Annotated in this window: 19 protein-coding genes, 1 tRNA gene and 1 pseudogene; 5 read left to right on the top strand and 16 right to left on the bottom strand. The window is 61.0% G+C overall.

The window, feature by feature from the left end:
• Nucleotides 1–162: 162 nt before the first annotated feature.
• Both NW845_RS08585 and gyrA read right to left on the bottom strand, forming a co-directional pair.
• Complete coding sequence (locus tag NW845_RS08585; RefSeq protein ID WP_414366210.1) at nucleotides 163–558, bottom strand: DUF760 domain-containing protein; 396 nt, start codon at nucleotides 556–558, stop codon at nucleotides 163–165.
• Between the two features lie 167 nt (nucleotides 559–725).
• Nucleotides 726–3,287 carry a DNA gyrase subunit A gene (gene gyrA / locus NW845_RS08580; RefSeq protein WP_414378117.1) on the bottom strand — a complete coding sequence of 854 codons (2,562 nt, stop codon included), beginning with the start codon at nucleotides 3,285–3,287 and terminating at the stop codon, nucleotides 726–728.
• Between the two features lie 306 nt (nucleotides 3,288–3,593).
• On the opposite strand from gyrA, the gene NW845_RS08575 reads away from it, so the two are divergent.
• Both NW845_RS08575 and NW845_RS08570 read left to right on the top strand, forming a co-directional pair.
• The gene (locus NW845_RS08575) at nucleotides 3,594–5,300 is read left to right on the top strand and encodes a SulP family inorganic anion transporter (protein ID WP_414335145.1); all 1,707 of its coding nucleotides are present in this window, start codon (nucleotides 3,594–3,596) and stop codon (nucleotides 5,298–5,300) included.
• Between the two features lie 67 nt (nucleotides 5,301–5,367).
• Complete coding sequence (locus tag NW845_RS08570) at nucleotides 5,368–6,207, top strand: DUF6671 family protein (RefSeq protein ID WP_414378116.1); 840 nt, start codon at nucleotides 5,368–5,370, stop codon at nucleotides 6,205–6,207.
• A gap of 126 nt (nucleotides 6,208–6,333) precedes the next feature.
• On the opposite strand, the gene NW845_RS08565 is transcribed toward NW845_RS08570, so the two are convergent.
• The 6 genes from NW845_RS08565 to groES all read right to left on the bottom strand — a co-directional run bounded on the left by NW845_RS08565 (nucleotide 6,334) and on the right by groES (nucleotide 12,930).
• Entirely contained in the window at nucleotides 6,334–7,914 is a 1,581-nt protein-coding gene (locus NW845_RS08565; RefSeq protein ID WP_414378114.1) for an iron uptake porin, read from the bottom strand.
• A gap of 281 nt (nucleotides 7,915–8,195) precedes the next feature.
• Nucleotides 8,196–8,267, bottom strand: a tRNA-Val gene (locus NW845_RS08560).
• A 34-nt stretch (nucleotides 8,268–8,301) separates the two neighbouring features.
• The gene (locus NW845_RS08555) at nucleotides 8,302–9,465 is read right to left on the bottom strand and encodes a GuaB3 family IMP dehydrogenase-related protein (RefSeq protein WP_414378112.1); all 1,164 of its coding nucleotides are present in this window, start codon (nucleotides 9,463–9,465) and stop codon (nucleotides 8,302–8,304) included.
• A gap of 339 nt (nucleotides 9,466–9,804) precedes the next feature.
• Nucleotides 9,805–10,614 (bottom strand): DUF429 domain-containing protein, encoded by an 810-nt coding sequence (locus tag NW845_RS08550; RefSeq protein WP_414366223.1) that lies wholly within the window; start codon nucleotides 10,612–10,614, stop codon nucleotides 9,805–9,807.
• Nucleotides 10,615–10,917: 303 nt separating this feature from the next.
• Nucleotides 10,918–12,552: a chaperonin GroEL gene (gene groL, locus NW845_RS08545; RefSeq protein WP_414366006.1), complete on the bottom strand. Its 1,635-nt coding sequence runs from the start codon at nucleotides 12,550–12,552 to the stop codon at nucleotides 10,918–10,920.
• 66 nt (nucleotides 12,553–12,618) lie between these two features.
• Entirely contained in the window at nucleotides 12,619–12,930 is a 312-nt protein-coding gene (groES, locus tag NW845_RS08540; RefSeq protein WP_011430254.1) for a co-chaperone GroES, read from the bottom strand.
• A gap of 244 nt (nucleotides 12,931–13,174) precedes the next feature.
• On the opposite strand from groES, the gene NW845_RS08535 reads away from it, so the two are divergent.
• Nucleotides 13,175–13,987: a PhzF family phenazine biosynthesis protein gene (locus tag NW845_RS08535; protein ID WP_414378110.1), complete on the top strand. Its 813-nt coding sequence runs from the start codon at nucleotides 13,175–13,177 to the stop codon at nucleotides 13,985–13,987.
• Nucleotides 13,988–14,041: 54 nt separating this feature from the next.
• Here the strand turns inward: NW845_RS08535 and NW845_RS08530 are convergent, their stop codons facing one another.
• The gene (locus NW845_RS08530) at nucleotides 14,042–15,025 is read right to left on the bottom strand and encodes an apocytochrome f (protein ID WP_414378108.1); all 984 of its coding nucleotides are present in this window, start codon (nucleotides 15,023–15,025) and stop codon (nucleotides 14,042–14,044) included.
• A 188-nt stretch (nucleotides 15,026–15,213) separates the two neighbouring features.
• Entirely contained in the window at nucleotides 15,214–15,732 is a 519-nt protein-coding gene (locus tag NW845_RS08525; protein WP_414366011.1) for a cytochrome b6-f complex iron-sulfur subunit, read from the bottom strand.
• Nucleotides 15,733–15,905: 173 nt separating this feature from the next.
• On the opposite strand from NW845_RS08525, the gene NW845_RS08520 reads away from it, so the two are divergent.
• Complete coding sequence (locus NW845_RS08520) at nucleotides 15,906–16,223, top strand: DUF3067 family protein (protein ID WP_414366012.1); 318 nt, start codon at nucleotides 15,906–15,908, stop codon at nucleotides 16,221–16,223.
• Between the two features lie 43 nt (nucleotides 16,224–16,266).
• Here NW845_RS08520 and NW845_RS08515 read toward each other — a convergent pair whose 3' ends face one another.
• The 3 genes from NW845_RS08515 to NW845_RS08505 all read right to left on the bottom strand — a co-directional run bounded on the left by NW845_RS08515 (nucleotide 16,267) and on the right by NW845_RS08505 (nucleotide 19,809).
• Nucleotides 16,267–17,508, bottom strand: a complete 1,242-nt coding sequence (locus NW845_RS08515) for an ATP-binding protein (RefSeq protein WP_414378106.1) — start codon at nucleotides 17,506–17,508, stop codon at nucleotides 16,267–16,269.
• Nucleotides 17,509–17,582: 74 nt separating this feature from the next.
• Nucleotides 17,583–17,900, bottom strand: coding sequence for a hypothetical protein (locus NW845_RS08510; protein WP_414366016.1), 318 nt, complete (start codon nucleotides 17,898–17,900; stop codon nucleotides 17,583–17,585).
• Nucleotides 17,901–17,937: 37 nt separating this feature from the next.
• On the bottom strand, nucleotides 17,938–19,809 hold the full coding sequence (locus NW845_RS08505) for an FAD-dependent oxidoreductase (RefSeq protein ID WP_414378104.1): 1,872 nt from the start codon (nucleotides 19,807–19,809) through the stop codon (nucleotides 17,938–17,940).
• 71 nt (nucleotides 19,810–19,880) lie between these two features.
• Here NW845_RS08505 and metG point away from each other — a divergent pair, with 71 nt between their 5' ends.
• Complete coding sequence (gene metG, locus NW845_RS08500; RefSeq protein ID WP_414378102.1) at nucleotides 19,881–21,431, top strand: methionine--tRNA ligase; 1,551 nt, start codon at nucleotides 19,881–19,883, stop codon at nucleotides 21,429–21,431.
• 3 nt (nucleotides 21,432–21,434) lie between these two features.
• Here the strand turns inward: metG and NW845_RS08495 are convergent, their stop codons facing one another.
• The 3 genes and pseudogenes from NW845_RS08495 to NW845_RS08485 all read right to left on the bottom strand — a co-directional run.
• Nucleotides 21,435–21,974 (bottom strand): hypothetical protein, encoded by a 540-nt coding sequence (locus tag NW845_RS08495; protein WP_414378101.1) that lies wholly within the window; start codon nucleotides 21,972–21,974, stop codon nucleotides 21,435–21,437.
• On the bottom strand, nucleotides 21,971–22,342 hold the full coding sequence (locus NW845_RS08490; RefSeq protein WP_414378099.1) for a YtxH domain-containing protein: 372 nt from the start codon (nucleotides 22,340–22,342) through the stop codon (nucleotides 21,971–21,973). The genes NW845_RS08495 and NW845_RS08490 overlap by 4 nt, the downstream gene beginning before the upstream one ends.
• A 53-nt stretch (nucleotides 22,343–22,395) precedes the next feature.
• A pseudogene (locus NW845_RS08485) lies at nucleotides 22,396–22,656 on the bottom strand (hypothetical protein); the annotation flags it as partial.

Genomic DNA, 22,656 nt, shown 5'->3' with positions numbered 1-22,656 from the left:
GATTCTAAGTGCATTGTCTCATGGGGCGGTGCACCTCTAGAAATTGTGAAGCGATATATCCAGAATCAGTCAGGAGGGCTATCCTTCCCCACCGTCTATACGGTGGGGAATCCCGCGCCTTACGTTGAACTTGGTTTCAGGCCCGCAAGGCTGAGCCCGGAGCTACTGGGCGCTGCCTCCCTCCGCTGTTGGAGGTTGATCCGGTGTTGGCGGTTGGGAAGAGGGGACAGCGGCGGATGAGTTGCCCAAAGACTGCTCCAGGGCCAGGCGCTGCTCCATCACCCGCAGAAAATAGCCCCCCATCATGGCACCCGAGAGCATCTTTGCCAAACTCTCGCGGTTGGTGACGATTTGAACGCCAAATTGGTCGGACGGCAAACTGCCCAGCAGGCTGCGGATGTTATAGCCCAGGATCTCCAGCACCTCTGGGGAAGAATTGCGGGCAATATCCTGAAAAACGCTGGGATCCTGAGACTGCAGGTATTGCCAGAGCCGGTTGTTGGGGCTAGGCGTTGGCACAGCCTCAAAGCCAGGAATGAAGTTGATTGGGCTGGACATGGAGTTACCAAGCTCCCCAAACACAGCAGGTAAAGCCCAACTGGACGGCTTGCCTGATCCCTCAGGCTCTCACCGCTCCCGCAATTTGGGCTATGCCCAACTTAGCACCTGCGCCTTGCTGCCTTCGGTACGGGATCCCACCCTTCCCAAGCGGCAAATGCCGTACCTCAGGGATCAACTGTCGGCCTGGGGAGCCCATCTGCCGGCTCCTCTTCAGCTTCTGACGGATCCCCGATAAACGAAGCGGGCACCACCGTCACTCCTACAATGCTGTCTTCGGGATCCAGGCGCTGCACCAGCACCCCTGTTGCCTCACGAGACTGAGTGGGGATGGCCTTGGCCAACTGGCGCATGACAATGCCTCTGGCGGTTACCAACAGGATCTCGTCCTCGGCATTGACGATGCGCAGGGCAGCCAGCTCATCCGACTCCTGGCGGAACTTGGTGGCGATCACCCCCTTGCCACCCCGGTTTTGCTGGCGGAAGTGGTCGATGGCCGAGCGCTTGCCCCGCCCTTCTTTGGTGATCACCAACACCCAGGGGTTGGCCAGCCCCTCCCCCTCTCGCTCAGCGGCCATCACCGACTCGGCGAAAATGATGTCCATACTGACGATGTCGTCACCGGGGTTGAGGGTGATGGCCCGCACGCCGCGAGCAGGCCGCCCTAAGGGACGCAGTTGCTCGTCGTCGGCACGGAAGCGAATGGACATGCCTTGGCGGGTTGCCATCACTACATCGTCGCTGGAGCGGGCGCGGCGCACCCAGCGCAGCTCATCGTTTTCCTCCAGAGAAATGGCAATTAGGCCGTTGGAGCGGACGTTAGCAAAGGCGCTGAGGGCCGTTTTTTTGATGTACCCCCCACGGGTGAGCATCACCAAGTATTCGTCGTCGCTGAACTTGCTCACGGGCACCATCGAGGTAACCCGCTCTTCCCGGCTCAGGGGCAGCAACTGGACGATGGCGCTGCCACGGGCGGTGCGGCTCCCTTGAGGGATCTGGTAGGCAGGCAGAGTATAGACCATCCCCCGATCTGTGAAAAAGAGGATGGTGTCGTGGCTGCGACAGGCAAAAAACTGTTCAATGGCATCGTCGTCTTTGATGCGGGTGCCAGCCTTGCCACGGGTGGCCCGCCCCTGCACCTGAAACTCTTCGATGTCCGTGCGCTTGATGTAGCCCTGCTCCGTGAGAAAGATAACCGTCTCGCGGTTCTCGATGAGATCGGCGACCTCCAGCTCACCGTCCTCGAGGCAGAGGCGGGAGCGGCGCGGACTCCCAAAGCGGGCTTTAAGCTGCTGCAGCTCTTCGCAGATAATTTGCATCACCCGTTCCCGCCGAGTCAGAATGTCCCGCAAATCGGCAATTTGCCGCAGCAAGTCCTCGTGTTCGGCCTGGATTTTCTCCGCTTCCAGGGCGGTAAGGCGGCGCAGTTGCATTTGTAGGATGCCATCGGCCTGCGCTTCGCTTAGCCCCAGTTGGCTCTGCAGCTCAGCGCGGGCTGTGGCAGTATCAGCAGCTCCGCGGATAAGGGCAATCACCCGATCCAACTGCCCCAAAGCCACCAGGTACCCCTGCAACAGGTGATCCCGCTCCTCCGCCTTTTGTAGCTCATAGCGGGTGCGCCGCTCGATCACCTCTGCCCGAAAATCCAAGAAAGCCTGCAGGGCATCCCGCAAGGTCAGGGTGCGCGGCTCGCCGTTGAGGATGGCCAGCATGTTGACCCCGAAGTTGCTCTGCAGGGGGGTTTGCTTGTAGAGGTTGTTGAGCACCACCTGCGGTTGGGCATCCCGCTTCAGCTCAATGACTACCCGCATGCCGCTGCGGTCGCTCTCGTCACGGATGTCGGCAATGCCCTCCAGTTTTTTCTCATTGACCAACTCGGCAATTTTTTCAATCATGGCTGCCTTGTTGGTCTGGTAGGGCAGCTCGGTGATCACGATGGCGTCCCGCGCTGGTCGGCCCCGCTGCTCAATGGTCTCGATGGTGGCCACCCCCCGCAGGGTGATGGAGCCGCGCCCGGTGGTATAGGCTTCGCGGATGCCCTCCTGGCCCATGATCAGCCCGCCGGTGGGGAAATCGGGGGCCGGGATCCATTGCATTAACTCCAGGCTGGTCAGGTTGGGGTTGTGGATGAGGGCAATCAGGCCGTCCACCAGCTCTCCCAGATTGTGGGGCGGGATGTTGGTGGCCATGCCCACAGCAATCCCGGAAGAGCCGTTCAAGAGCAACTGCGGGATCCGCGCCGGCAGCACCAGCGGCTCTTCCTGGGATCCGTCGTAGTTGTCGATGAAGTCAACGGTGTTGGCGTCGATATCCTGCAGCAGGGCTTCCTGGGCAAAGGCGGTGAGGCGGCACTCGGTGTAGCGCATGGCCGCCGGCGGGTCGTTGTCGATGGAGCCGAAGTTGCCGTGCCCGTCCACCAGGCGCTCCCGCATGGAGAAGTCCTGGGCCATGCGCACCAGCGCTTCGTAAACCGCCTGATCCCCATGGGGATGGTATTTCCCAATCACATCCCCGACAACGCGGGCGCACTTCCGAAAAGGCCGATCCGCCGTCAGGCCCAGCTCGTGCATGGCGTAGAGGATGCGGCGATGCACCGGCTTCAAGCCATCCCGCGCGTCTGGCAGAGCCCTCCCGACAATCACGCTCATGGCGTATTCCAGGTAGGACTGCGTCATCTCCCGCTGCAAGTCGGTGGAGATGATGCGCGCGGTCAATTCGTTGTCGCTCATGGGATGGAGGTAGAGGTGAGGGATCCCGCTGGACTTGGGTGTGGGCAGGGTGCAAGGTCAGAAGGTTGTTGCCCGCCAACAGTCGGCAACCTAGGGCAGTAACCCAAAATCCAGGTGTTTCCAGTCTACCATTCTGGGGTAGAGCGGCTGTCGGCAGGCAGCTCTGCTTGGCAGAGAGAGTTTCCCAAACTCGGCGCCGAAAGGGGATCCCTGAAGAAACTTATAGATAGAAATCTATTCTCTAGTCTAGTCTTTATGGTAACGCTCAATGGTAGCCTACCTACATAGTGTCGAGAGCGGTGGAGCATGCTGCAGCAAGCGAAAGAAGAGCAGGCCGGCGGTAGGAGATTTCTGGATTGGCAGCGGCGGCTAAGCCTAGAAAACTGGCGTGGGGATCTGTTCGGCGGGCTGACGACGGCGATTGTCTCGCTGCCGATGGCTCTGGCCTTTGGGGTGGCTTCCGGGGCGGGGCCGGTGGCAGGTTTGTACGGGGCGGTGTGTGTGGGCTTTTTTGCCGCCCTGTTCGGCGGTACCCCCACCCTTATCTCCGAACCCACCGGGCCGATGACGGTGATGATGACGGCGGTGGTTGCCAAGGTTACCGCCAGCTATCCGGATCAGGGGTTGGGGCCAGCTTTCACCGTGGTCATGCTGGGGGGCCTGTTTCAAATTTTGTTTGGATCCCTGAAGCTGGGCAAATACATCACCCTCATGCCCTACAGCGTCATCTCCGGCTTTATGTCGGGAATTGGCTGGATCATGATTTTGCTGCAGATCCCGCCGCTGTTGGGCCACGCCAGCCAGGGGGGAGTGATCGGGTCGGTGCAGAACCTGCCGACCTACCTGCTTAACCTCAAGGTGCCGGAACTGGGGTTGGGGCTGCTGACGCTGGCCATCCTCTTTTTCTATCCCAAGCCCTGGCGACGGGCGGTGCCGCCCCAGTTGGTGGCCCTGGTGCTGGGAACGCTGGTGGCCAACTGGTTCATGGCTGACTGGGAGTTGCGGCGCATTGGCCCCATCCCCACCGGCTTGCCCCAGGTGCAATGGCCACAGTTGCCCTTTTCATCTTTGGCCAGCTTGGTGTTGGACGGGGTGGTGCTGGGCATGCTGGGCTGCATCGACACCCTCTTGACGGCGGTGATTGCCGACAACCTCACCCGCACCCGCCACGACTCTGACCAAGAGCTGATCGGGCAGGGGATCGCCAACCTGGTCTCCGGCTTCCTGGGGGGGTTGCCGGGGGCAGGGGCGACCATGGGCACGGTGGTGAACATCCAGTCGGGGGGACGTACGCCCTTGGCGGGCATCACCCGCGCCCTCATCCTCTTGATGGTGGTGCTGTTTGCCGCTCCCCTCACCCAAGGGATCCCGATGGCGGTGCTGGCGGGGATCGCCTTTAAGGTGGGGGTGGATATCCTCGACTGGAGCTTCCTGAAGCGGGCCCACCGCCTCTCCCTCAAAGGGGCGGCCATCATGTACGGGGTGATGTTCATGACGGTGTTCGTGGATCTCATCGCTGCTGTGGGAGTGGGGGTGTTTGTGGCCAACTTGCTCACCATCCAGCGCTTGAGCGAGCTGCAGTCGGAAGAGGTGAAAGCCATTACCGATGCGGATGATGCGGTGGATCTCACGCCGCGGGAAAAGGAATTGCTGCGCCAGGGCCGCGGCCAGGTGCTGCTGTTTTACCTGAGCGGCCCGATGATCTTCGGGGTTTCCCAGGCCATTTCCCGCCAACACCAGGCGGTGGCTTCTTGCCAAGCTTTGGTGGTGGATCTGTCGGATGTGCCGATGCTGGGGGTTTCGGCGACACTCTCTCTGGAAAATGCCATTCGTGAGGCTCTGGATCGCGGCAAGCAGGTGTGGATTGTCGGGGCCAGGAGCCGGATCCGACAGCGCTTGGAAAGCCTACGTTTGCCCTTGCCGGCAGAGCGGTTTGTGGAGAGCCGGGAGGCCGCTTTGGCCGAGGCTGTCGCCCAGTTGGGCTTGGCGGCAGAACCCAGTCCCCTGGTTTGAGCCATCCGATGAGCCCAACAATAAAGCTGTAGACTTCGTTTGCCGGATCGGGGTCGGGCCTGAGTCTATGCAATGGAAAGGTCGGGTTGCCTACTTGGCAACCCTGCATCGCAAGGAGCAAGTGGTCGCCCCTCTCTTGTCCCAACACTTGGGGATCCGGGTGCAAGTGATACCTCTCGACACCGACCAACTGGGCACCTTCTCACGGGAGCGGCCCCGACCGGGGGATCCCATCCACACCCTACGCCTAAAGATTGAGAGAGCCCGCCAAGTTTGTCCTGCCCCCTTGCTTTTGGCCAGCGAGGGATCTTTCGGCCCCCACCCCCAGCTTCCCTGGATCCCTTGGAACCAGGAGTGGGTCATGCTCAAGGTTTTTGAACCTGACGCGGATCCCTTGGAGCTGGTGGGCTATGCAGAAAGCGTGCAAACCAATTTCAGCCACCGCTGGGTGCAGAGCTGGGCAGAAGCGCTCGACTTTGCCCGACAGGTGGGGTTCCCACAGCACGGCCTGATCGCCCTCGACCAGCCGGAAAACCCCCAACTTATCCACAAAGGGATCCAAGACGAAGCAACCCTAAAGCAGGTGGTGGAAGAGCTGCTGGCCCGCCAGGGAGGGCTGCACCTGGAAACCGATATGCGGGCCCTGTACAACCCAACCCGCCTGCAGGTGATTGCGGCAGCCACCCAAAACCTCATCGCCAAAGCCCAAAGCCTCTGCCCCGCCTGCGGCACTCCCGGCTACTGGCGCATCCGTGCGCTGCCTGGGCTGCCCTGCGGCCAGTGTGGTGCTCCCACCCCTGTAACCAAGGCGTGGGTGTATGGCTGTGCCCGCTGTTCCCACACCCACACCGAGCCTGTGGCAGAGACCTGGGCAGATCCGGCTCAGTGCGCCTTTTGTAACCCCTAGCTTCCCGGCGCCCGCTCCAACTTGCTCGATGTCTTCCAGGGCAAGGCTTGGGAGACTTTCCATAAAAAAGGGATCCGCTGCGGCGGATCCCTCCGTTGTTTTTAACCTAGGCAGGAGAGCAAGGGATTAGAAGGTGAACACTGCCCGCAGAGCGCCCACACCAATGGTCGGGTCGTTGTCCCCTGGTCTGCCCCCATTGGGGTTGCTCACAAAGTAGGCGGCGGGCGTCAGGGTAATGTACTCGTTCACTGGGAAGCTGTAGTAGACATCCACAATGAAGGGCCGAGTATCCCAAACCCCGTCGTTGTCTGTAGTCACAATCGGCTGACCGAAGACTACACCACCCTTGGCACCCTCAATGAAGAGATCCGGGAAGGCAAAACCAAGCAAGAACCCGTTGAAGTCTTCATCGCCCGGATCGATAGTGCCAGCCGGCACCACATTGGGCAGGTTATAGTCAACGTTGCCCGCCGTAAACCAGCCGGACAAGATAATGCGGGGGCTCAGCTCCCAGTTAGCAGCCACTGTAAAGGCATTGACCCGAGCCGAGGGAGTGACGTCATTCCGGCGCAGCGGACCGCGGAAAAGGCTGCTGCCGGTAGCCAGGAAACCGGGGCCGCGGCTAGCGTCCTGCAGATAGGTGGAAGCAAATTGCAAATACAGCTCCAGATTTTCCGTCGGCAGAAAGCCCAGCTCCACCGTGTGAGCGCTGTCGTTACCGGTCAAACCGCTGTCACCGAAACCTCTGCCCAAGGTCTGGCCGCCGCGGGTGCTGTAGGCGTAGGCCAGACGAAACTGGTCGCTGAGGCGATAGCGGAAGCCAAACAGCGTGCCACTGGGCACATCTCCTGTGGAGTTGGGAAGGTCGGCAAAGTCGGAGAGGGCATCGAAGGGGACGCTGTATTGCAGGACGCTAGACACCCCCGTGCCCGTGATGCCAGCGTAGATGGTGGCAGCGCGGTCGAAAGCAGGGAACTGATAGAGTAACTGGGCCAGCGTGAAGGTGCCGCCACCCCCCCCTTGGAAGCCAACGCCCGGATCCCCTGCGAAGAAGGTGGTTACCGCATCGCGAGCCTGCAGACGAATGCGCAGACGGTCACGCCCAGCAAAGGAAGCGTCGAAGTTCAAGCGCACCCGGTAGGGCAGGGTCATGTTCGCTTGATCCTTCTCAGCCACCACCCTGTTGTTGACCACCCGGTCGTCGGTGAGGGCGCTGCCCAGGATAGCAGTGATCACCTGGGCATTGAGCTTGGTGACTGGGTTGAAGACCTTGCCCTTCAGGTCGTTGATATCAGCCTCTGCTGCCTCGACCCGTCCCCGCAGGGCCGCCAGCTCGGCGGCAAACTCCTCTTGCAGCCGCTGCAGTGTAGCCAAGTCCTCCTTGGAAACCTTGTCGGCCAGGCCGGCGGCAATCAGCTCGTTGATGCGATCCAAGCAGGCGTTCATCCCGGCGGCAAACTCAAAACGGGTCATAGCCCGGTTGCCGCGGAAGGTGCGGTCAGGGTAGCCAGCAATACAGCCGTAGCGCTCGACCAGCGATTGCAGTGCCTGGAATGCCCAGTCAGTAGGCTGAACATCGGAAAGCTCAGAGATCGAAGTGACAGGCCCTGTAGCTTGGGCATAGGCCACTCCAGGAGTCAAGACTGCCGCTGCACCCAGGGTGCCAGCCAGCAGCGTTTTCCAGGGATTCGCGTGTTTCGCGGGCATGTTTCTCTCCTTCTTCTTTGTCCTCACACCTGTCTTGGCTGTAGCAGTGTCTTCTAAAAGTAACAAGCTGTCTAACTCGTGAGCGAGCCTGACAATTGCGGACTTTAGAAGAACATAGTACAGCCCCAGTCGATGTCGTCTACCACTTTACACACTTTTTGAGCCAGACTCAATGCGAGACCTAACGGTGGTAGATGATCCAGGCTCCACATTCATTACTCTACCTCAGGGATCCAGCCCTGGCTAGCGGGTGTATCCCAAGCTGCCAGCCTGAATGGGGATGGGCGGTACCGGACTCGAACCAGTGACATCCTGCTTGTAAGGCAGGCGCTCTACCGCTGAGCTAACCGCCCCCTCGGCTCCCTGAGTCTAGCATTTCCTGAGAGACTATTTCCCCATGCCCAGGCTCTGCGCCTTCTGGTACACCTTGCCCTCGGTCAAAAGGGAAGGGGCGATGCAGATCTCCACCTGGTGCATTTCTTTGAGGTTGGCGGCACCCAGGGTGGCCATGCTGGTGCGCAGAGCGCCCCAGAGGTTGTGGGTGCCATCATCCAGGCGGGCAGGGCCGCACAAGATCTCTTCCAGGGTGCCGGTGGATCCCACCCGGATGCGGGTGCCGCGGGGCAAGACCGGGCTGGGGGTGGCCATGCCCCAGTGAAAGCCGCGACCGGGCGCCTCCTGAGCGCGGGCCAAGGGGGATCCGATCATCACAGCATCGGCCCCACAGGCAATGGCCTTGCAGATATCGCCGCCGGTCACCAGGCCGCCGTCGGCAATGATGGGAACGTAGGTGCCGGTTTCGGCCAAGAACTGGTCGCGGGCGGCAGCGCAGTCGGCAATGGCAGTAGCCTGGGGCACCCCTACTCCTAGCACGCCGCGGGAGGTGCAGGCAGCACCGGGGCCGATGCCCACCAGCACTCCAGCCGCTCCGGCCTGCATCAGCTCCAGGGCGACGTCATAGGTGACGCAGTTGCCCAGCACCACGGGAATGGGCATGGAGCGGCAGAAGGCGACCAGATCCAGCTTTTGCATGCCCTCAGGCACTTTGTGATGGACGGAAACCACGGTGGCCTGGACGAAAAACAGATCCCCGCCTGCTTCCGCCACCAGGGGGCCGTATTGGGTAGCATGGGCGGGCACACAGCTAGCGGCGGCAATGGCGCCGGCGGCTTTGATCTGGCGGATGCGCTCTTGAATAAGCTCCGGCTTGACGGGTTCACTATAAAGGCGCTGCATCAGGGGGACGAACTCGTCTTTGCCGACCGCAGCAATCTGATCCAGCACCTCGTCGGGATCCGCGTAGCGGGTTTGGATCCCGTCCAGGTTCAGCACGCCCATCGCCCCCAGCTTGGAGAGCAAAATCGCCATCTTGACATCCACCACGCCGTCCATGGCGCTGGCAATGATGGGGATGGGCCGTTGGATCCCTCCCAAGGTGAAGTGGGTGTCCACCAAACTGGGATCCAGAGTTCGCCTGCCCGGCACCAGAGCAATCTCATCTAGCCCGTAAGCGCGTCTTGCCTGCCGGTTGCGGCCCAGTTGTACGTTCATTTGTTTCCCTTCCCTTTGACAGCAGGATCCCCTTCTCTTAATCATGCCGCCAAGAGGTGATTCGAGGCTAGCAAGAGCCCAGTTTTCCCTCCGGTTGAGCTGAATCCGCGGGAAGCCCCGCAGTGTATGGGTGAATTGTGTTGACTCAAGAGCCAATCCGTGTCGGGATGAAAGCCGTTCGTGCTGCAATTGAGAAGAACCAGTTCAATCTCTGGAGAGTTTCCCGCCGTGGGTTGCACGGTGGCAGCACGCTGAGACCTCTGTACCAACAAGTCGGTGAAGCGTAAAGCGCGTACCCTATCTATTCGCGCAGCGTGGCGTAAGCCATGGTGTGTTGACTCAACGAAGATAAGGGTCGGGAGGCGTTGGCAATGACGGGGGTAGGGGTGTGAAGATGTGCCCTTCTTGCAGACTTCCGAAGCTGTGGCAGCGCTGGGATCCCCAGCGAAAGCCGTAGAGGGCGATGTAGGCGCACATCAAGGCATCGACTTGGTCTTCATAGTTTTTGAGTTGGCGGCCCCTGAGGGAGCCCACCTCCACTTGGAGCAGGGGCTCGTGGCCGCGCAGGGCAGGGTCGGCGCTGGCCAAGGCCCGCAGATGTTGCTGGTACAGCCGCCACGCCTGTTCTCGTTGCAGCCAGGTGCGGCGGGGACGCGCCTTGTAGGGGAGGCTGCGGCTAAGGCCAAACAGGCTCACCATGGCACTGTGGGGGAAGACTTCGGTGATCTGGCGGGCGAGGGATCCCTGCTCGATGCTGGCCTGCTCGCGAAAGCCATAACGCGAGAGGGCGTACACCAGAGCTTCCCCTCGCACTTGGCCGTTTTTTTCCAGGAGCCGGCGGTTGGCCGGGTGGGCGCCGGCGGCATAGGCGCGAAATACTCGGTTCAACTCGGCTTCGGCCCGCCGCTGGCCGCTGAGGTTGGGGACGCGCAAGGGAGCATCCACCGCCACCAGGCAGGGATCCCCTCCGGCTTGGGCTTGGATGTAGTCCACAATTTCCGGGTCGGTTTGCAGGATGCGGCTGTCCAGCAGGCGGCCCGTCAAGGCTTGGGCGTCAGGATTTTCGATCTCGACGTGCAACGTCGCCACCCCGGAGGGGTTGCGGCTTGACCAGGCCAAGTCTAGACCAATGCAGATCAACCGAGCCACACTGCCTTCCCCGGACGTTTGACCGAGGACTCACCCCCAGCCCCTCTCCCAGAGGTGCCCTCACCCCCAGCCCCTCTCCCAGAGGGAGAGGGGAGTAGGGTTCCCTCGCTGTTCGACTGCCAGTAACGCCCTCGCACTGCCTCTATCCAATTTGGAACCGTCCTCTAACATCCACCTCAAAACCTAAGAAGGGATCCCGCTGAGGGGGATCCCGAAAGATCTATTCAAGGCAGTTGACTACAGACTGGCGAGGTAACAAGGTTTCTGCAGCAAGCGAGAACCCGTCTTGCCCTCACCGAACGATTAGTAGTCGTAGTCATTCATGCCGCTGCTGCTGCCTGCCGGCGTGTTGGTTTTGGGCTCCGGCTTGTCCACCACAATCGCTTCGGTGGTGAGCACCATGCTGGCAATCGAGGCGGCGTTTTGCAGGGCAGAGCGAGTGACTTTGGCCGGGTCAACGATGCCCGCTTCAAACATATCCACATAGGCGTCGTTCTGGGCGTCGTAACCCACCGTGAAGGGTTTCTCTTTCACCCGCTCCAGCACGATCGAGCCGTTCTGGCCGGCGTTCTCGGCAATGCGGCGCAGCGGAGCGCCCAGAGCGCGGGCAACCAGCATGGCCCCCACCAGCTCATCGCCAGACAGGTTGGCCTGCGCCCACTCGGTGACCACCGGCATCAGGTGCGCCAAGGTGGTACCGCCGCCGGGGACGATCCCTTCTTCCACCGCCGCCTTGGTGGCGTTGATGGCGTCCTCCAGGCGCAGCTTGCGATCCTTCATCTCGGTTTCGGTAGCCGCGCCTACTTTGATCACCGCCACACCGCCGGAGAGCTTGGCCAGACGCTCTTGCAGTTTTTCCTTGTCGTAGGTGGAGTCAGTTTCCTCAATTTGGCGACGGATTTGCTCGCAGCGGGCTTTGACAGCCGCTTCGTTGCCTTCCGCCACGATGGTGGTGTGGTCTTTGGTTACTGTGACGCGACGGGCCGAGCCGAAGGAGTCGAGACGGGCGTTCTCCAGCTTCAGGCCGCGTTCTTCGCTGATGACCTCACCGCCAGTCAGGATGGCGATGTCTTCCAGCATGGCCTTGCGGCGATCCCCAAAGCCAGGCGCTTTCACCGCTACCACGCTCAGCACGCCCCGCAGCTTGTTCACCACCAGGGTGGCCAGGGCTTCTTTCTCGATGTCTTCGGCGATGATCAGCAGCGGGCGACCGGCGCGGGCCACTTGCTCCAGAACCGGCACCAGGTCTTGTACCAGGGTGATTTTCTTGTCGGTAATCAGGATGTAGGGGTTTTCCAGAACCGCCTCCATCCGCTCCGTGTCGGTGACGAAGTAGGGGGAAATGTAGCCTTTGTCAAAGCGCATCCCCTCCGTCACTTCCAGCTCCGTGGTCATGGACTTACCTTCTTCCAGGGAGATGACCCCTTCGCGGCCCACTTTGTCCATGGCCTCGGCGATCATGCGGCCCACTTCCTCATCGTTGCCGGCGGAAATGGCCGCCACCTGGGCAATGGCTTTGGAGTCTTCCACCGGGCGGGCATGTTCGGCGATCTTGTCCACCAGGAACTTCACCGCCTTGTCAATGCCGCGCTTAAGGGCAATCGGGTTGGCGCCGGCGGCTACGTTTTTCAGCCCTTCTTTGACCATGGCATGGGCCAGGACGGTGGCGGTGGTGGTGCCGTCACCAGCCGTGTCGTTGGTCTTGGAAGCCGCCTGACGAATCAAGGAGACGCCAGTGTTTTCAATATGGTCTTCCAGCTCAATTTCTTTGGCGATGGTCACCCCATCGTTAACAATTTGGGGTGCGCCAAATTTTTTCTCCAGCACAACATTGCGTCCTTTGGGGCCAAGGGTAACGGCTACGGCTTCTGCCAAAATATCCATGCCGTGTTCAAGGGCGCGACGGGCTTCTTCGCTAAAAATGATTGACTTGGCCATACTCAACCTCTCAAACGTAAATGGACTAAGGGCGATGTAGAGGATCGATCGCTGAAGGACTGAAAATTACTGAACGATTGCGAGAATATCCCGCTCAGCCAGCAGCACGTACTCATCGCTGCCCAGCTTCACTTCTGTGCCGGCGTACTTGGAGTAGAGCACTCTGTCGCCAGCTTTCAGTTCCATCGGGATCAATTTGCCCTCGTCATTGCGCTTGCCAGGCCCAACTGCGACCACTTCCCCCACTTGGGGTTTTTCTTTGGCGGTATCGGGCAAAAAGATGCCACCCGCCGTTTTTTCGTCCTGCTGGGCAATCTTGACCAGCACGCGGTCGCCTAGCGGCTTCAGCGTAGAGACGTTGAGAGTTACTGCAGCCATGACAAATATCCTCCGTAAGGCCTAAAACGCGAGGCTGAAGGGTTGTATCGAGCGCAAACCTAAGCTTCCGTAGTCGAGGTTTTAGCACTCTCGGCTTACGAGTGCTAGTCTATCAGTCGACTTTCCAGCCTGACAATAGCCCCTTTTGGCGGGATCCCCCTTTTTGCCGGGTACGGTTGGGTGCGGATCTCTCTACTTCTAGGCCTGTTGTGGGATCATGGCATGAGGTGGGCTGAACAAGCAGGTGCGGATCCCGTTGTTTCAAGTGGATGCCTTTACGGCCGTGCCTTTTAGGGGCAATCCGGCAGCGGTGTGTTTGCCGCCTCAGGAGCTGCCGGCAGCTTTGATGCAAGCGATTGCGGCGGAGAACAACTTGTCGGAGACGGCTTTTTTACTCCTCCAGGGATCCCTGGGCGATGTTCCCCTCTACGGGCTGCGCTGGTTTACTCCCACCACCGAGGTAGAACTCTGTGGGCATGCCACCTTGGCCGGTGCCTATGTGCTCTTGACCGAGATTCACCCAAAAGCTCAGGAGGTGGCCTTTTCCACCCGCAGTGGCCGGCTGCAGGTGCGGCGGCAGGGGGAGCGGCTGGCGATGGATTTTCCCGCCCAGTTCCCGGAACCCTGGCCAGAAGGCCGGGAGCAAGTGGCCGCGGCTCTGGGGATCCCACTTGTAGAGCTGTACCGCGGCAGCATGGGGGTAGCGGTGCTGGCTTCTGCACAACAGGTGCAGCAGGTGCAGCCGGAGTTGGATCGGGTTCAGACGCTGCCTGTCTCGGGGTTGATCGTCACCGCCTCTGGGGCAGAGGGGGAAGGAGAGCCGGATTTTGTCTGTCGTGTTTTTGCCCCCCAGTTGGGGATCCCGGAGGATCCCGTAACTGGCTCTGCCCAATGTCTGTTGGTGCCCTATTGGTCAGAGCGCCTAGGCCGAACTGAGCTCAGGGTGCGGCAGCTCTCGGCGCGGGGAGGCGAGCTCTGGTGCCGCCATCGCGGCCCGCGGGTGGAGATTGCTGGACAAGCCGTGCTGGTAATAGCGGGAGAGTTGCGGATTCCCTAGAAAAAAACACCCCGGCTGATTCCGGGGTGCTGGAAAAGTACTGGAACAGTTGGGCTAGCCCAAAAGTTCTGCCGCTTGAATGAGCTCCACTTGCTTTTTCTTGAGCACCAGCAGAAGCTGCGTGATAGCCACCGCTGCTAGGAAGGCCACCAGCCATTTCACCCGATCCGGGCTCTGCAGCACCAGATCCCGCTCTACTTGGCCAAAGCCACCTACGTTGGGGTTGTTGGTAACCGGATCCCCTTCTTTGACGCTATCGCCAATGTTAACCACCAACTCCGGCCCTGGCGGCACCACGAGGTGCTTCAGTCCGCCTTCGGTCTCGAAGCTGAGTACCCGCGTGCCTGGCAACTCGTATTCGGGCGGCACCAGGGCGGCCAGCTCAGCCGGCAGGTCGCTGAGGTCGGATTCGACGGTGGCAATGCTGGCTAGGCGGCCAGTGGCGGGAGCGCGGAAGACGTTGTTGTTGCTGAGGCTGCCATCGGGGTTGATCTGGCCACGACCGCGGTTGGCACCGATGTAGACCCGATATTTCATGAAAGCCACGGAGGGATCCTGCGCCGGGTCAGGAGCCACCACTGGGAAGACAATTTCCTGGTGCTGCTCGCCAGGCAAGGGCCCCACCAGAAGGATGTTGGGCTTCTCGTCGCTGTAGGGGGTGATGTAGGTCTCAGCCGTTTCCTGCCGCTGCTCCTCCGTCATCTCCTCCTCAGTGGCCAGGCGGAAGCCTTCCGGCAACACCACCACGGCACCCACATTCAGCCCGCCCTTGCTGCCATCCGCCAACACCTGCTGCTTGCTCAAGTCATAGGGGATCCCGACTTTGATGGTGAACACCTGGCCCGGGGTAACCGCCTGCGGCACTTCGGCACGGGTGGGCATGGCGTTCAGGTGGCAGTTGGCACAGACAATTTTCCCCGTGGCCTCGCGGGGATTGCCGTAGGCCATCTGGGCATAGTAAGGATAGGCTGCTGCCGGACGGGATCCCATCCCCAGCAACAGCAGCAGCGCACACAAGGCCAAGTAAATTCGCTTCATAAGTTCAGCTCAGAATCTCAATCAAAATTCTCGCAAGCCCTTGGGGTCAATCTCCTCAAAGCTGACAACTCATGCTCTAGCCAGGACTAGCGCAGCAACTTCTCTGGGCTTTTCCCCCACTTCTGAGCCGGCGGTAGCCCGTTACAGACTTAGACCACAAGTGTCTCTCCGGAGCCTATTCTGGTGCTTCAGGTCTCACGGAAATCGGGGCCCTGCCAGGGGCTGAAGCGAACGTTGTCGCCGTCCACTGTGGCGCTCACCAGCTCCAGGGAGCGGGGAGCCGGCCCCCGGATCACCTTGCCGTTAGCCGCGTACTGGGATCCGTGGCAGGGGCACTTGAACAAGTTTTCCCCCACGTTCCAGGGCACCACACAGCCGAGGTGGGTGCAAACCGCGTTGAGGCCGTAGTTGGCCACCGCCCCGTTGTCGATCACGATATAGGTGGGATCCCCTTTCAAGCCTTGGGCCAGCACCCGATCCGTGGCTGCGTGGGTAGCCAGCAGCTCACTGACGCTAATCGGCCTGCCGAGGGCATCCTGAGCTATCAGCCCCTCACCTGACCCACCGGAAGAGGGGGGAATGAAATACTTCACCACCGGGTAGAGGGTGCCCACCACCACCACCCCCACCGAGCCGCTGAGGAGGGCATTCAGAAAAACCCGCCGGCTCATGGGGGGCGCCTCGAAGTTGCTAACCGCTTCCGTCATAATGGCCAGTACAAACCTGAGAAGTTTTAATGTTCGTTGACAAACGACATCATCGTAACCGAGCCCCTTGGCTAATATCATTAAGAAATGCAAAGCTAAAGGAAGTGCAAGGCAAGAGGCGGCGGTTTTTCTTCTCCGGCCCAGCTCAGTCCAAACCCGATCCAAGCCAGCCTATGACGGGATCCGACTTTCAAGCTTTGCTGCGGGAGAAGTGGGGCTATTCCTACGACGTGCAACTGCGCCGCATGGGGGACAGGGTGGTTCTGTTGGTGATGTGGCGTTATCTGGAGCAGCCCTCTTTCCCTTTGAGTGAGGCCGAGTATCTGGCTCGCCTGGAGTCTGTCATGGCCCATTTGCAGGCGTGGGGCCTGTGGGAAGCGGTGCAGCGAGAAATTGAGGCTACCCGTCAGAAACCCCGCATCGGCAAGGCGGTGGCCATTCCTTTGGATTTGCAAGGGGTGGGAGAACGCGCCTCCGAGTGGCTACTGTAGTCCTCCTTGCCCCTAGCCACGGACAACTCCAAAAATCCGCTGGCTATCCACCTTCCACCAGGCCGGCCTGCAGAGCCTGCAAAAACTGGCGGGCGGTGCGACCGGAAAAGCCATTTTGCTGTTGCGCCCAGAGGAGGGCTTGGCGGCGCAAAGCTTCCCCAGAAGAGTCGAGGCCCAGTCGGCGGGCTAGGTGTTCTACGGTGGCCAGGTAGTCGGTTTGGCCAAAGGGGGCAAAGGTGAGAGTGAGGCCGAAGCGATCCCGCAGCGACAGCTTTTCCTGAACTGTATCCCAGGCGTGGATCTCGGGGTCTTGGGGGCTAGGCCGGTCGGCGAAGAACTCGCGGATGAGGTGGCGGCGGTTGCTGGTGGCATAGAGACGCACGTTGGGCGGCGGTGGGAGGAGATCCCCTTCCAGAAGCACTTTGAGCTGCTTAAACTCGGTCTCGTCGGCCTCAAAGGAGAGATCGTCCACAAAGAGGACAAAGGGCAGCGCCTGCTGTCCCAGCTCTGCCAAGATCTGCGGCAGTTGAGCCAAATCTGCTCGTCGCAGCTCCAAAAGGCGCAGCCCCTGGGGGCCGTAGCGCCGCAACAACGCTTTCACGAGGGAAGACTTGCCGGTGCCCCGCGCCCCGTAAAGCAGCACATGCAACGCCGGATCCCCCCGCAGGAGGGCTTCGGTGTTAGCGGCCAACTGCCGTTTCTGCCGTTCGTAGCCGTAGATCTCCTCCCAGTCGGGCAGATCGGGAGTGGGGATCCCTTCTAGCCCTGCCGGCCCCCAGCGAAACGCCCAATAGCGACCATAGAGCCCCACTCCCCCTTGGCGGTAGTGGGCAATTAAGGCCTCCAGGCTCTGGCCCCAATCGGCAAAAGGGCGGGGATCCCAGCCAGAGCTGCTGGGGTTTTCATCCGGCCAGGGGATCCCCAAGCCCAGCGCCTGCATCTGCTCAGCAATGGTCTCCTGGCTATCGGCCAGGATCTGCAGGCAGCGGAGATCGTGGCGGGCCGCTTGCAAAAGGGGGGCCGGGATCCCTTGGGGTTGCAGCGCCGCCCGCGAGAAGGGGTTATCGGCCCAGCGGATTTCCTGGATTAGCCACTCCCGCCAGCTCAAGCCCTGCCGGGCCAAAAGCTCAAACCAGCGCCCGTAGGCTCTCCAGCAGGGCAGGGGATCCCCGCTCATCAACTGCTGGATGAGCTCCTGCCAGGCCAGGGCCAGGGGATGGGCGCAGATTTCCCGAAACACCAGCAGCTTAGCCGCCGCTTCCGCCGCTTCTTCTAAGGGAGTCATCGCTCTAGGTACGGCTCTTAGCATTGTCTACTCTCCCAGAGGGAGAGGGGCCGGTGGTGAGGGCCGGCGTTGGGTTAGCGAGCATTGTCCCGCCGGCCTAGCTCATAGAGGCCACCGCCAACACAGGCAATAAGGCCCCAGGAGACGGCCCAGCTTTTGCCCAACGAGATCTCGGTGAAAGCCACCACCACCGCTGCTGCCAACAGGAAAGGGATGACGCTGAGCAGAGAGGCCAGAGCCCCACTGGGATCCCAGGACAACTGCTTTTCCCAACCCTCCTGTAGGCGGCGGTGCAATGGCGACAACCCCCAGATCAGTCCCAGGCTCCAGAGGGCTGTGGCCGCCCACAACGAAGGGCGGATCGCCTCCAGTCCCCCAAATTCAACCCCCATAGCCTCCATGGCCAGCTCCCAACCCTGCCTTTCTAGGCTAGCGGGATTGGGCCCAGTCGGTGGCAGTAATGGTGGTGCCGGGAAATTGAATGGGATTGCCCAAGCTCTGGATCTGGGCTTGGAGAGCCGGCAACAACCGCAAGTCCAGCAGCGGCTCCCGCAGGATCTCCGCCGGGATCAGATCCCGCTCCAGGGCAAAGTGAGCCGTGTGACCCGCTGCCGTGCCAATGGCCCATTCCACAGGATGCACCCGGTAAGAGGCGCTGGCAATGCGGCTGGTGGCGATGTTCTTGCTGCCGGCCAAGAGGTTGTCAATGCGCTGGGGGATCAGGGCCCGCAGCGGGATCTGGTAGGGGTAGCTAGGGGCCTGGGCATCTTGGTTGTGGCTGGGGGGCAGCGAAAAATCGGGCAGCAGGCACTCGTGAAAATCGATGGGGTACTGCCCCACCCCCACCGAATCGTAGAAGATGAAGGGACGCCCGCGATTGAGCTGCGATTCCCGCGTGGTGATATCTGACTCGTAGATGGTGAACCCCTCCGGGTAGGCAAGGCTGGGCCGACCGAGGATGCGCCGCGACTCGCGGATGTAGGGGTACTTGGAGAGGCCGCTGGCAGTTCCCAGGGGGCTAGCGGGCCCTTTGAGGTAGCGGTAGCGCAGGTAAAAGTCCTTTTGAAAGTCAGGATCCGCCTGCTGCAGGAGAAAATCTGTCCGCCCCGCCACCAGCCAGTAGAAGAAGCCTTTAGCATGTTGCTCAGCCCGCCGCAGCGCCTCTACCCGCAAGCCCCCCATCCAGCCGCCGGGATCCAGTTGCCCTGAGGCTTGCAGTTGCTCGTGGGTGAGGATGAGGTTGATCTCCGGCCCGGTGATGCGCCAGTCGTTGCCCCAGGTCCAGTTCTGCAGGGATTGATCCCCCACCCGGATGGCCTCTTCCCCAAAGCCAAATACCTGTCCCCGGATGCGGCGGTAGGTGAAGACCAGAGCAAAGTTAAAGCGCGGCTGTTCAAAGCTGTAGTAGGGGCCGTGCAGCGGGTCGTTGTAGAACTCCGGCTTGATGGGCACCTGCGGCACAGCGGAGCGCTCGATAACAAAGGTGTAGGTAAACCCCTGGGTGCAGTAGGGATCCCTGTAGGGCTTGGAGCTGGGCTCCCAGCGGCTTTTCCCATCCGTGCCAAGGCGGTAGGGCACCCGCGCCAGGGGCAACAGCTCGCCGGTTTCGGTAGCATCGATAACTACCCAAGGTAGGGTTTTGCCCTGCCGCTGCGGCGGCGGCTCAAAGCGCAGGATCTCTTTGTCCCAGTCTGCGGTGGGCTCTAGGCGGTAAAAATCCAGCAAGTAGGTGGAGAGATCCCCCCGATTCTCCGGCTGGACGCCGGCGTGTTTGGGAATATTGCGGATGGCCTGCACACTGCGGATTTGGTAGTTCTCAATCTCCACGTCCTTGACCACCGTCTCGGTAAACAGCCGCAACTGCCCCGACTGCAGGTAGGGATCCAACATCTCTCGGATGACCTGGTGGCCCACCTGTGGCGAGAAGCAGAGCACACTCACCCAGCACTTGCCGGGATTGGGATCACCGCCGTACTTTTCCCGCACCCGGCGGCGAAACTCTCTATAGCTCTGGGGAAAGATCTCGTTTTCCCGCTGCAAGGGCCGCTCATCCAAAGCCGAGACCCCCTGGGCGCTCACCTGGCCGCCAATCCAGTCGGTCATTTCGGTCATGCACACCTGTCGCCCCAAGCGCAGGGCATCGTAGGCCGCCGCCACCCCCCCCAGCCCGCCCCCGGCGATGAGGATCTCGCAAGGGATGCGGGTCTCGGGCAGAGGCTGGGCCAGAGCCGCCCCGGCGCCCAAGATCCCGGCCCCCAGGGCACCGCAGCCCCATCCCTTTAGGTTGAATGCCAGCTTCATCCCTGCCCCGTAACTCGGCCTGCCGGACTTTCCGGCAACTTTTATCATGGGGGAAAGCGCTGCAACTGCTCATGCCGGATCCCACCTTCGTCATCACCACACCCATCTACTACGTCAACGCTGCCCCCCACATCGGCAGCGCCTACACCACCATGGCGGCGGATGCCATCGCCCGTTACCACCGCCTGCGGGGCAAGGATGTGCTGATGGTAACGGGAACTGACGAGCACGGCCAGAAGATCCAGCGCACCGCCGAAGAGCGCGGCCTTCCGCCGCAGCGGCACTGTGACGAGATTGCCGCCCAGTTTGTAGAGCTTTGGCGGTTGCTGGATATCCGCTACGACCGCTTTATCCGCACCACTGACCCTCGCCACAAGGCCATTGTGCGGGAGTTTTTTCAGCGGGTTTGGGATCGGGGAGATATTTTCGTTGGACGCCAGCAGGGCTGGTACTGCGTTGCCTGCGAGGAGTTCAAGGACGAGTCAGAGCTCCTAGAAGGTGGGTTTTGCCCCCTTCACCCCAACAAGAAAGTGGAGTGGAAAGACGAAGAAAACTACTTTTTTCGCCTCTCTCGCTACCAGGAAAAACTGGAAGCCCTCTATGCGGAGCACCCGGAGTTCATTCAACCGGAAAGCCGCCGCAACGAGGTCATGAACTTTGTTAAGCAGGGCCTGCGGGACTTTTCCATCTCTCGCCCCAGCGTCTCCTGGGGGATCCCCTTCCCGGCGGATCCCAGCCAAACCCTTTACGTTTGGTTTGATGCCCTCATTAACTACATCAGCGCCGCCTTGGATCCTCACGACGAGCCCACCCTGGAAAACGCCCTGCGCCGCTACTGGCCTGCCGACGTGCATCTAGTGGGTAAGGACATCGTCCGTTTTCATGCCATCTACTGGCCGGCCATGCTCATGTCGGCAGGGCTGCCGCTGCCTAAACAAATCTTTGGCCACGGCTTTCTCACCAAAGATGGCCTCAAGATGGGCAAAAGCCTGGGGAACACGCTGGATCCCTTTGAGCTGGTGCAACGCTACGGCGCCGATGCCGTGCGCTACTATTTCTTGACCGAAATTGAGCTGGGCAAGGATGGCGACTTTAGCGAGGGCCGCTTCATCGAGGTTCTCAATGCTGACCTCGCCAACGACCTGGGGAATCTGCTCAACCGCACCCTCAATATGCTCAAAAAATACCAGCCCGACTACCGCATTCCCCCGGTGCAGATCGCAGCGGATCACCCCCTCAAAACCCTGGTCGAGCGCCTAGCCCCGGCGGTGGCCGATGCCTACGAGCGGCTGGATCCCAGCTCCGCTGCCCGCAAAGCCCTTAGCTTGGCCCAAGCCAGCAACAAATACCTCGACGAGCAGGCTCCCTGGACGCTGCACAAGCAGGGGCAAAGCGAACAGGTGGCCCAGATCCTCTACGCTGTTTTGGAAAGCGTGCGCTGGGTGGCGGTAGCCCTTTCGCCGATTATTCCTAGCCTCAGCCTCAAGATCCTGCAGCAGATGGGGTTTCCTTTGCAGGATGTTACCCAATTGCGCTGGGATCCAGACGCCAGTTGGGGCCGGCTTCCCGCCGGGCAAGAGCCCCAACCTCCTGTGCCCGTCTTCCAGAGGATTCTCAGATAGCTCTCAAGGGTTGGTGGCATCGGGTCGGGAAGGCTGCGCATTGGGGGGGGATCCCTCTGGCATTGCCTTGCTGGCAAAAGAGCGCATATCTCCCAAGGGAATGCTTGGCGCAGCAGCAGAAAAAGGCCGACCAGCTTGGCCTGAGCGCAACTGAGGGTTACGCATGGCGGTGGGGGGAGTCTCGCTGGACAGCGCCTGCCAGGCCGCCCGTACCCCTGCCCAAAGGCTGCGGACATTGACCTGAGCGCCACGGGCTTGGTTGCGGGCCCCTTCCAGAGAGCGGTTCACCTGCTTCACCACCTGTCCGGCCCCCTTGACCCCTTCGTCGAGGCTGTCGGCGATCTCGCTCACTTCCAAGCTGGTCAGACGCAAAGCCTCCAGCGTAGGGGGCAATTCCCGCAGCAGCGTGTCGAAAAAGCGTTCCACGCTCTGGGCGGCTCGACCCAATTGAATGACGGCAGGCAGCAGGGTCAGGATCACCGCCAAGATACCCACTGCCACCAGACCTACCGAGAGGCCCAGCCAAAAGACCGGATCGCTCATCCTGCTGTCTCCTCCCGATCTCGGGCTTCTGAATCAGCTTCCTCCCGGGCGAGGGGACGCAGGTTTTGGGCTTGCATCAGCTCTTGCCGTTTCTGCAACATGGCTTCCCTGCCCACTGCCACCGCCTGCTGTAGCCGCAGCAGGGCCTCATCCAAACTGCGTTGAGCGGCGTCGAACAACTTTTCGGATTGATACTGCAGGCTGCTAGCTACATCTTCTGCCACTTCTGGCAGGGCCTCTGCCGATTTTTTCAACAGTCGCCGCGTCTCCCGTCCGCTGCGGGGGGCCAGGAGCAAGCCAATGACTGTGCCCACCGCCGTTCCCAACAGCAGCCCGCCAATAAACGCGCCGGTCCGGTTTTCCGCCATGCCTCGCCAGGGTTGAGGGGATGCAGGTGGCCCCCAAACCAGACTATCAAAATCTAATGCCGTGCTCTGCCGTGGGGGCGTTGAATTGGGTAAACTACCCGACTCCGACCGCTCAGCAGTACGGAGCAGGCTTTAAGCGCTACGCGCCGCTGACGCGAACGGTAGCCCTGCAGTTGGCAAGCCAACCACGGACCTCCAGGCTGGTTTCCATTCAGCCCCAAAAGTGCAATCCCGTTAGCACCGTTCAAATCTGCATCCCCTTCCCAACCACAGGCCGGGTTCACACAACGAAAATGCTTCCCTGACCGTTGCCC

Origin of the sequence: Synechococcus sp. H60.2 (assembly GCF_047462315.1) — a bacterium.
Lineage (GTDB): Bacteria > Cyanobacteriota > Cyanobacteriia > Thermostichales > Thermostichaceae > Thermostichus.
Note: the sequence above shows the minus strand (reverse complement) of the source record. Positions and strands in the feature narration are given on the sequence as shown.

Excerpts from the sequence above, each read along its gene's own strand:
- NW845_RS08585 (WP_414366210.1), bottom strand. The coding sequence starts at position 558 with ATGTCCAGCCCAATCAACTTCATTCCTGGCTTTGAGGCTGTGCCAACG.
- gyrA (WP_414378117.1), bottom strand. The coding sequence starts at position 3,287 with ATGAGCGACAACGAATTGACCGCGCGCATCATCTCCACCGACTTGCAG.
- NW845_RS08575 (WP_414335145.1), top strand. The coding sequence starts at position 3,594 with ATGCTGCAGCAAGCGAAAGAAGAGCAGGCCGGCGGTAGGAGATTTCTG.
- NW845_RS08570 (WP_414378116.1), top strand. The coding sequence starts at position 5,368 with ATGCAATGGAAAGGTCGGGTTGCCTACTTGGCAACCCTGCATCGCAAG.
- NW845_RS08565 (WP_414378114.1), bottom strand. The coding sequence starts at position 7,914 with ATGCCCGCGAAACACGCGAATCCCTGGAAAACGCTGCTGGCTGGCACC.
- NW845_RS08555 (WP_414378112.1), bottom strand. The coding sequence starts at position 9,465 with ATGAACGTACAACTGGGCCGCAACCGGCAGGCAAGACGCGCTTACGGG.
- groL (WP_414366006.1), bottom strand. The coding sequence starts at position 12,552 with ATGGCCAAGTCAATCATTTTTAGCGAAGAAGCCCGTCGCGCCCTTGAA.
- groES (WP_011430254.1), bottom strand. The coding sequence starts at position 12,930 with ATGGCTGCAGTAACTCTCAACGTCTCTACGCTGAAGCCGCTAGGCGAC.
- NW845_RS08530 (WP_414378108.1), bottom strand. The coding sequence starts at position 15,025 with ATGAAGCGAATTTACTTGGCCTTGTGTGCGCTGCTGCTGTTGCTGGGG.
- NW845_RS08525 (WP_414366011.1), bottom strand. The coding sequence starts at position 15,732 with ATGACGGAAGCGGTTAGCAACTTCGAGGCGCCCCCCATGAGCCGGCGG.
- NW845_RS08520 (WP_414366012.1), top strand. The coding sequence starts at position 15,906 with ATGACGGGATCCGACTTTCAAGCTTTGCTGCGGGAGAAGTGGGGCTAT.
- NW845_RS08515 (WP_414378106.1), bottom strand. The coding sequence starts at position 17,508 with ATGACTCCCTTAGAAGAAGCGGCGGAAGCGGCGGCTAAGCTGCTGGTG.
- NW845_RS08510 (WP_414366016.1), bottom strand. The coding sequence starts at position 17,900 with ATGGGGGTTGAATTTGGGGGACTGGAGGCGATCCGCCCTTCGTTGTGG.
- NW845_RS08505 (WP_414378104.1), bottom strand. The coding sequence starts at position 19,809 with ATGAAGCTGGCATTCAACCTAAAGGGATGGGGCTGCGGTGCCCTGGGG.
- metG (WP_414378102.1), top strand. The coding sequence starts at position 19,881 with ATGCCGGATCCCACCTTCGTCATCACCACACCCATCTACTACGTCAAC.
- NW845_RS08495 (WP_414378101.1), bottom strand. The coding sequence starts at position 21,974 with ATGAGCGATCCGGTCTTTTGGCTGGGCCTCTCGGTAGGTCTGGTGGCA.
- NW845_RS08490 (WP_414378099.1), bottom strand. The coding sequence starts at position 22,342 with ATGGCGGAAAACCGGACCGGCGCGTTTATTGGCGGGCTGCTGTTGGGA.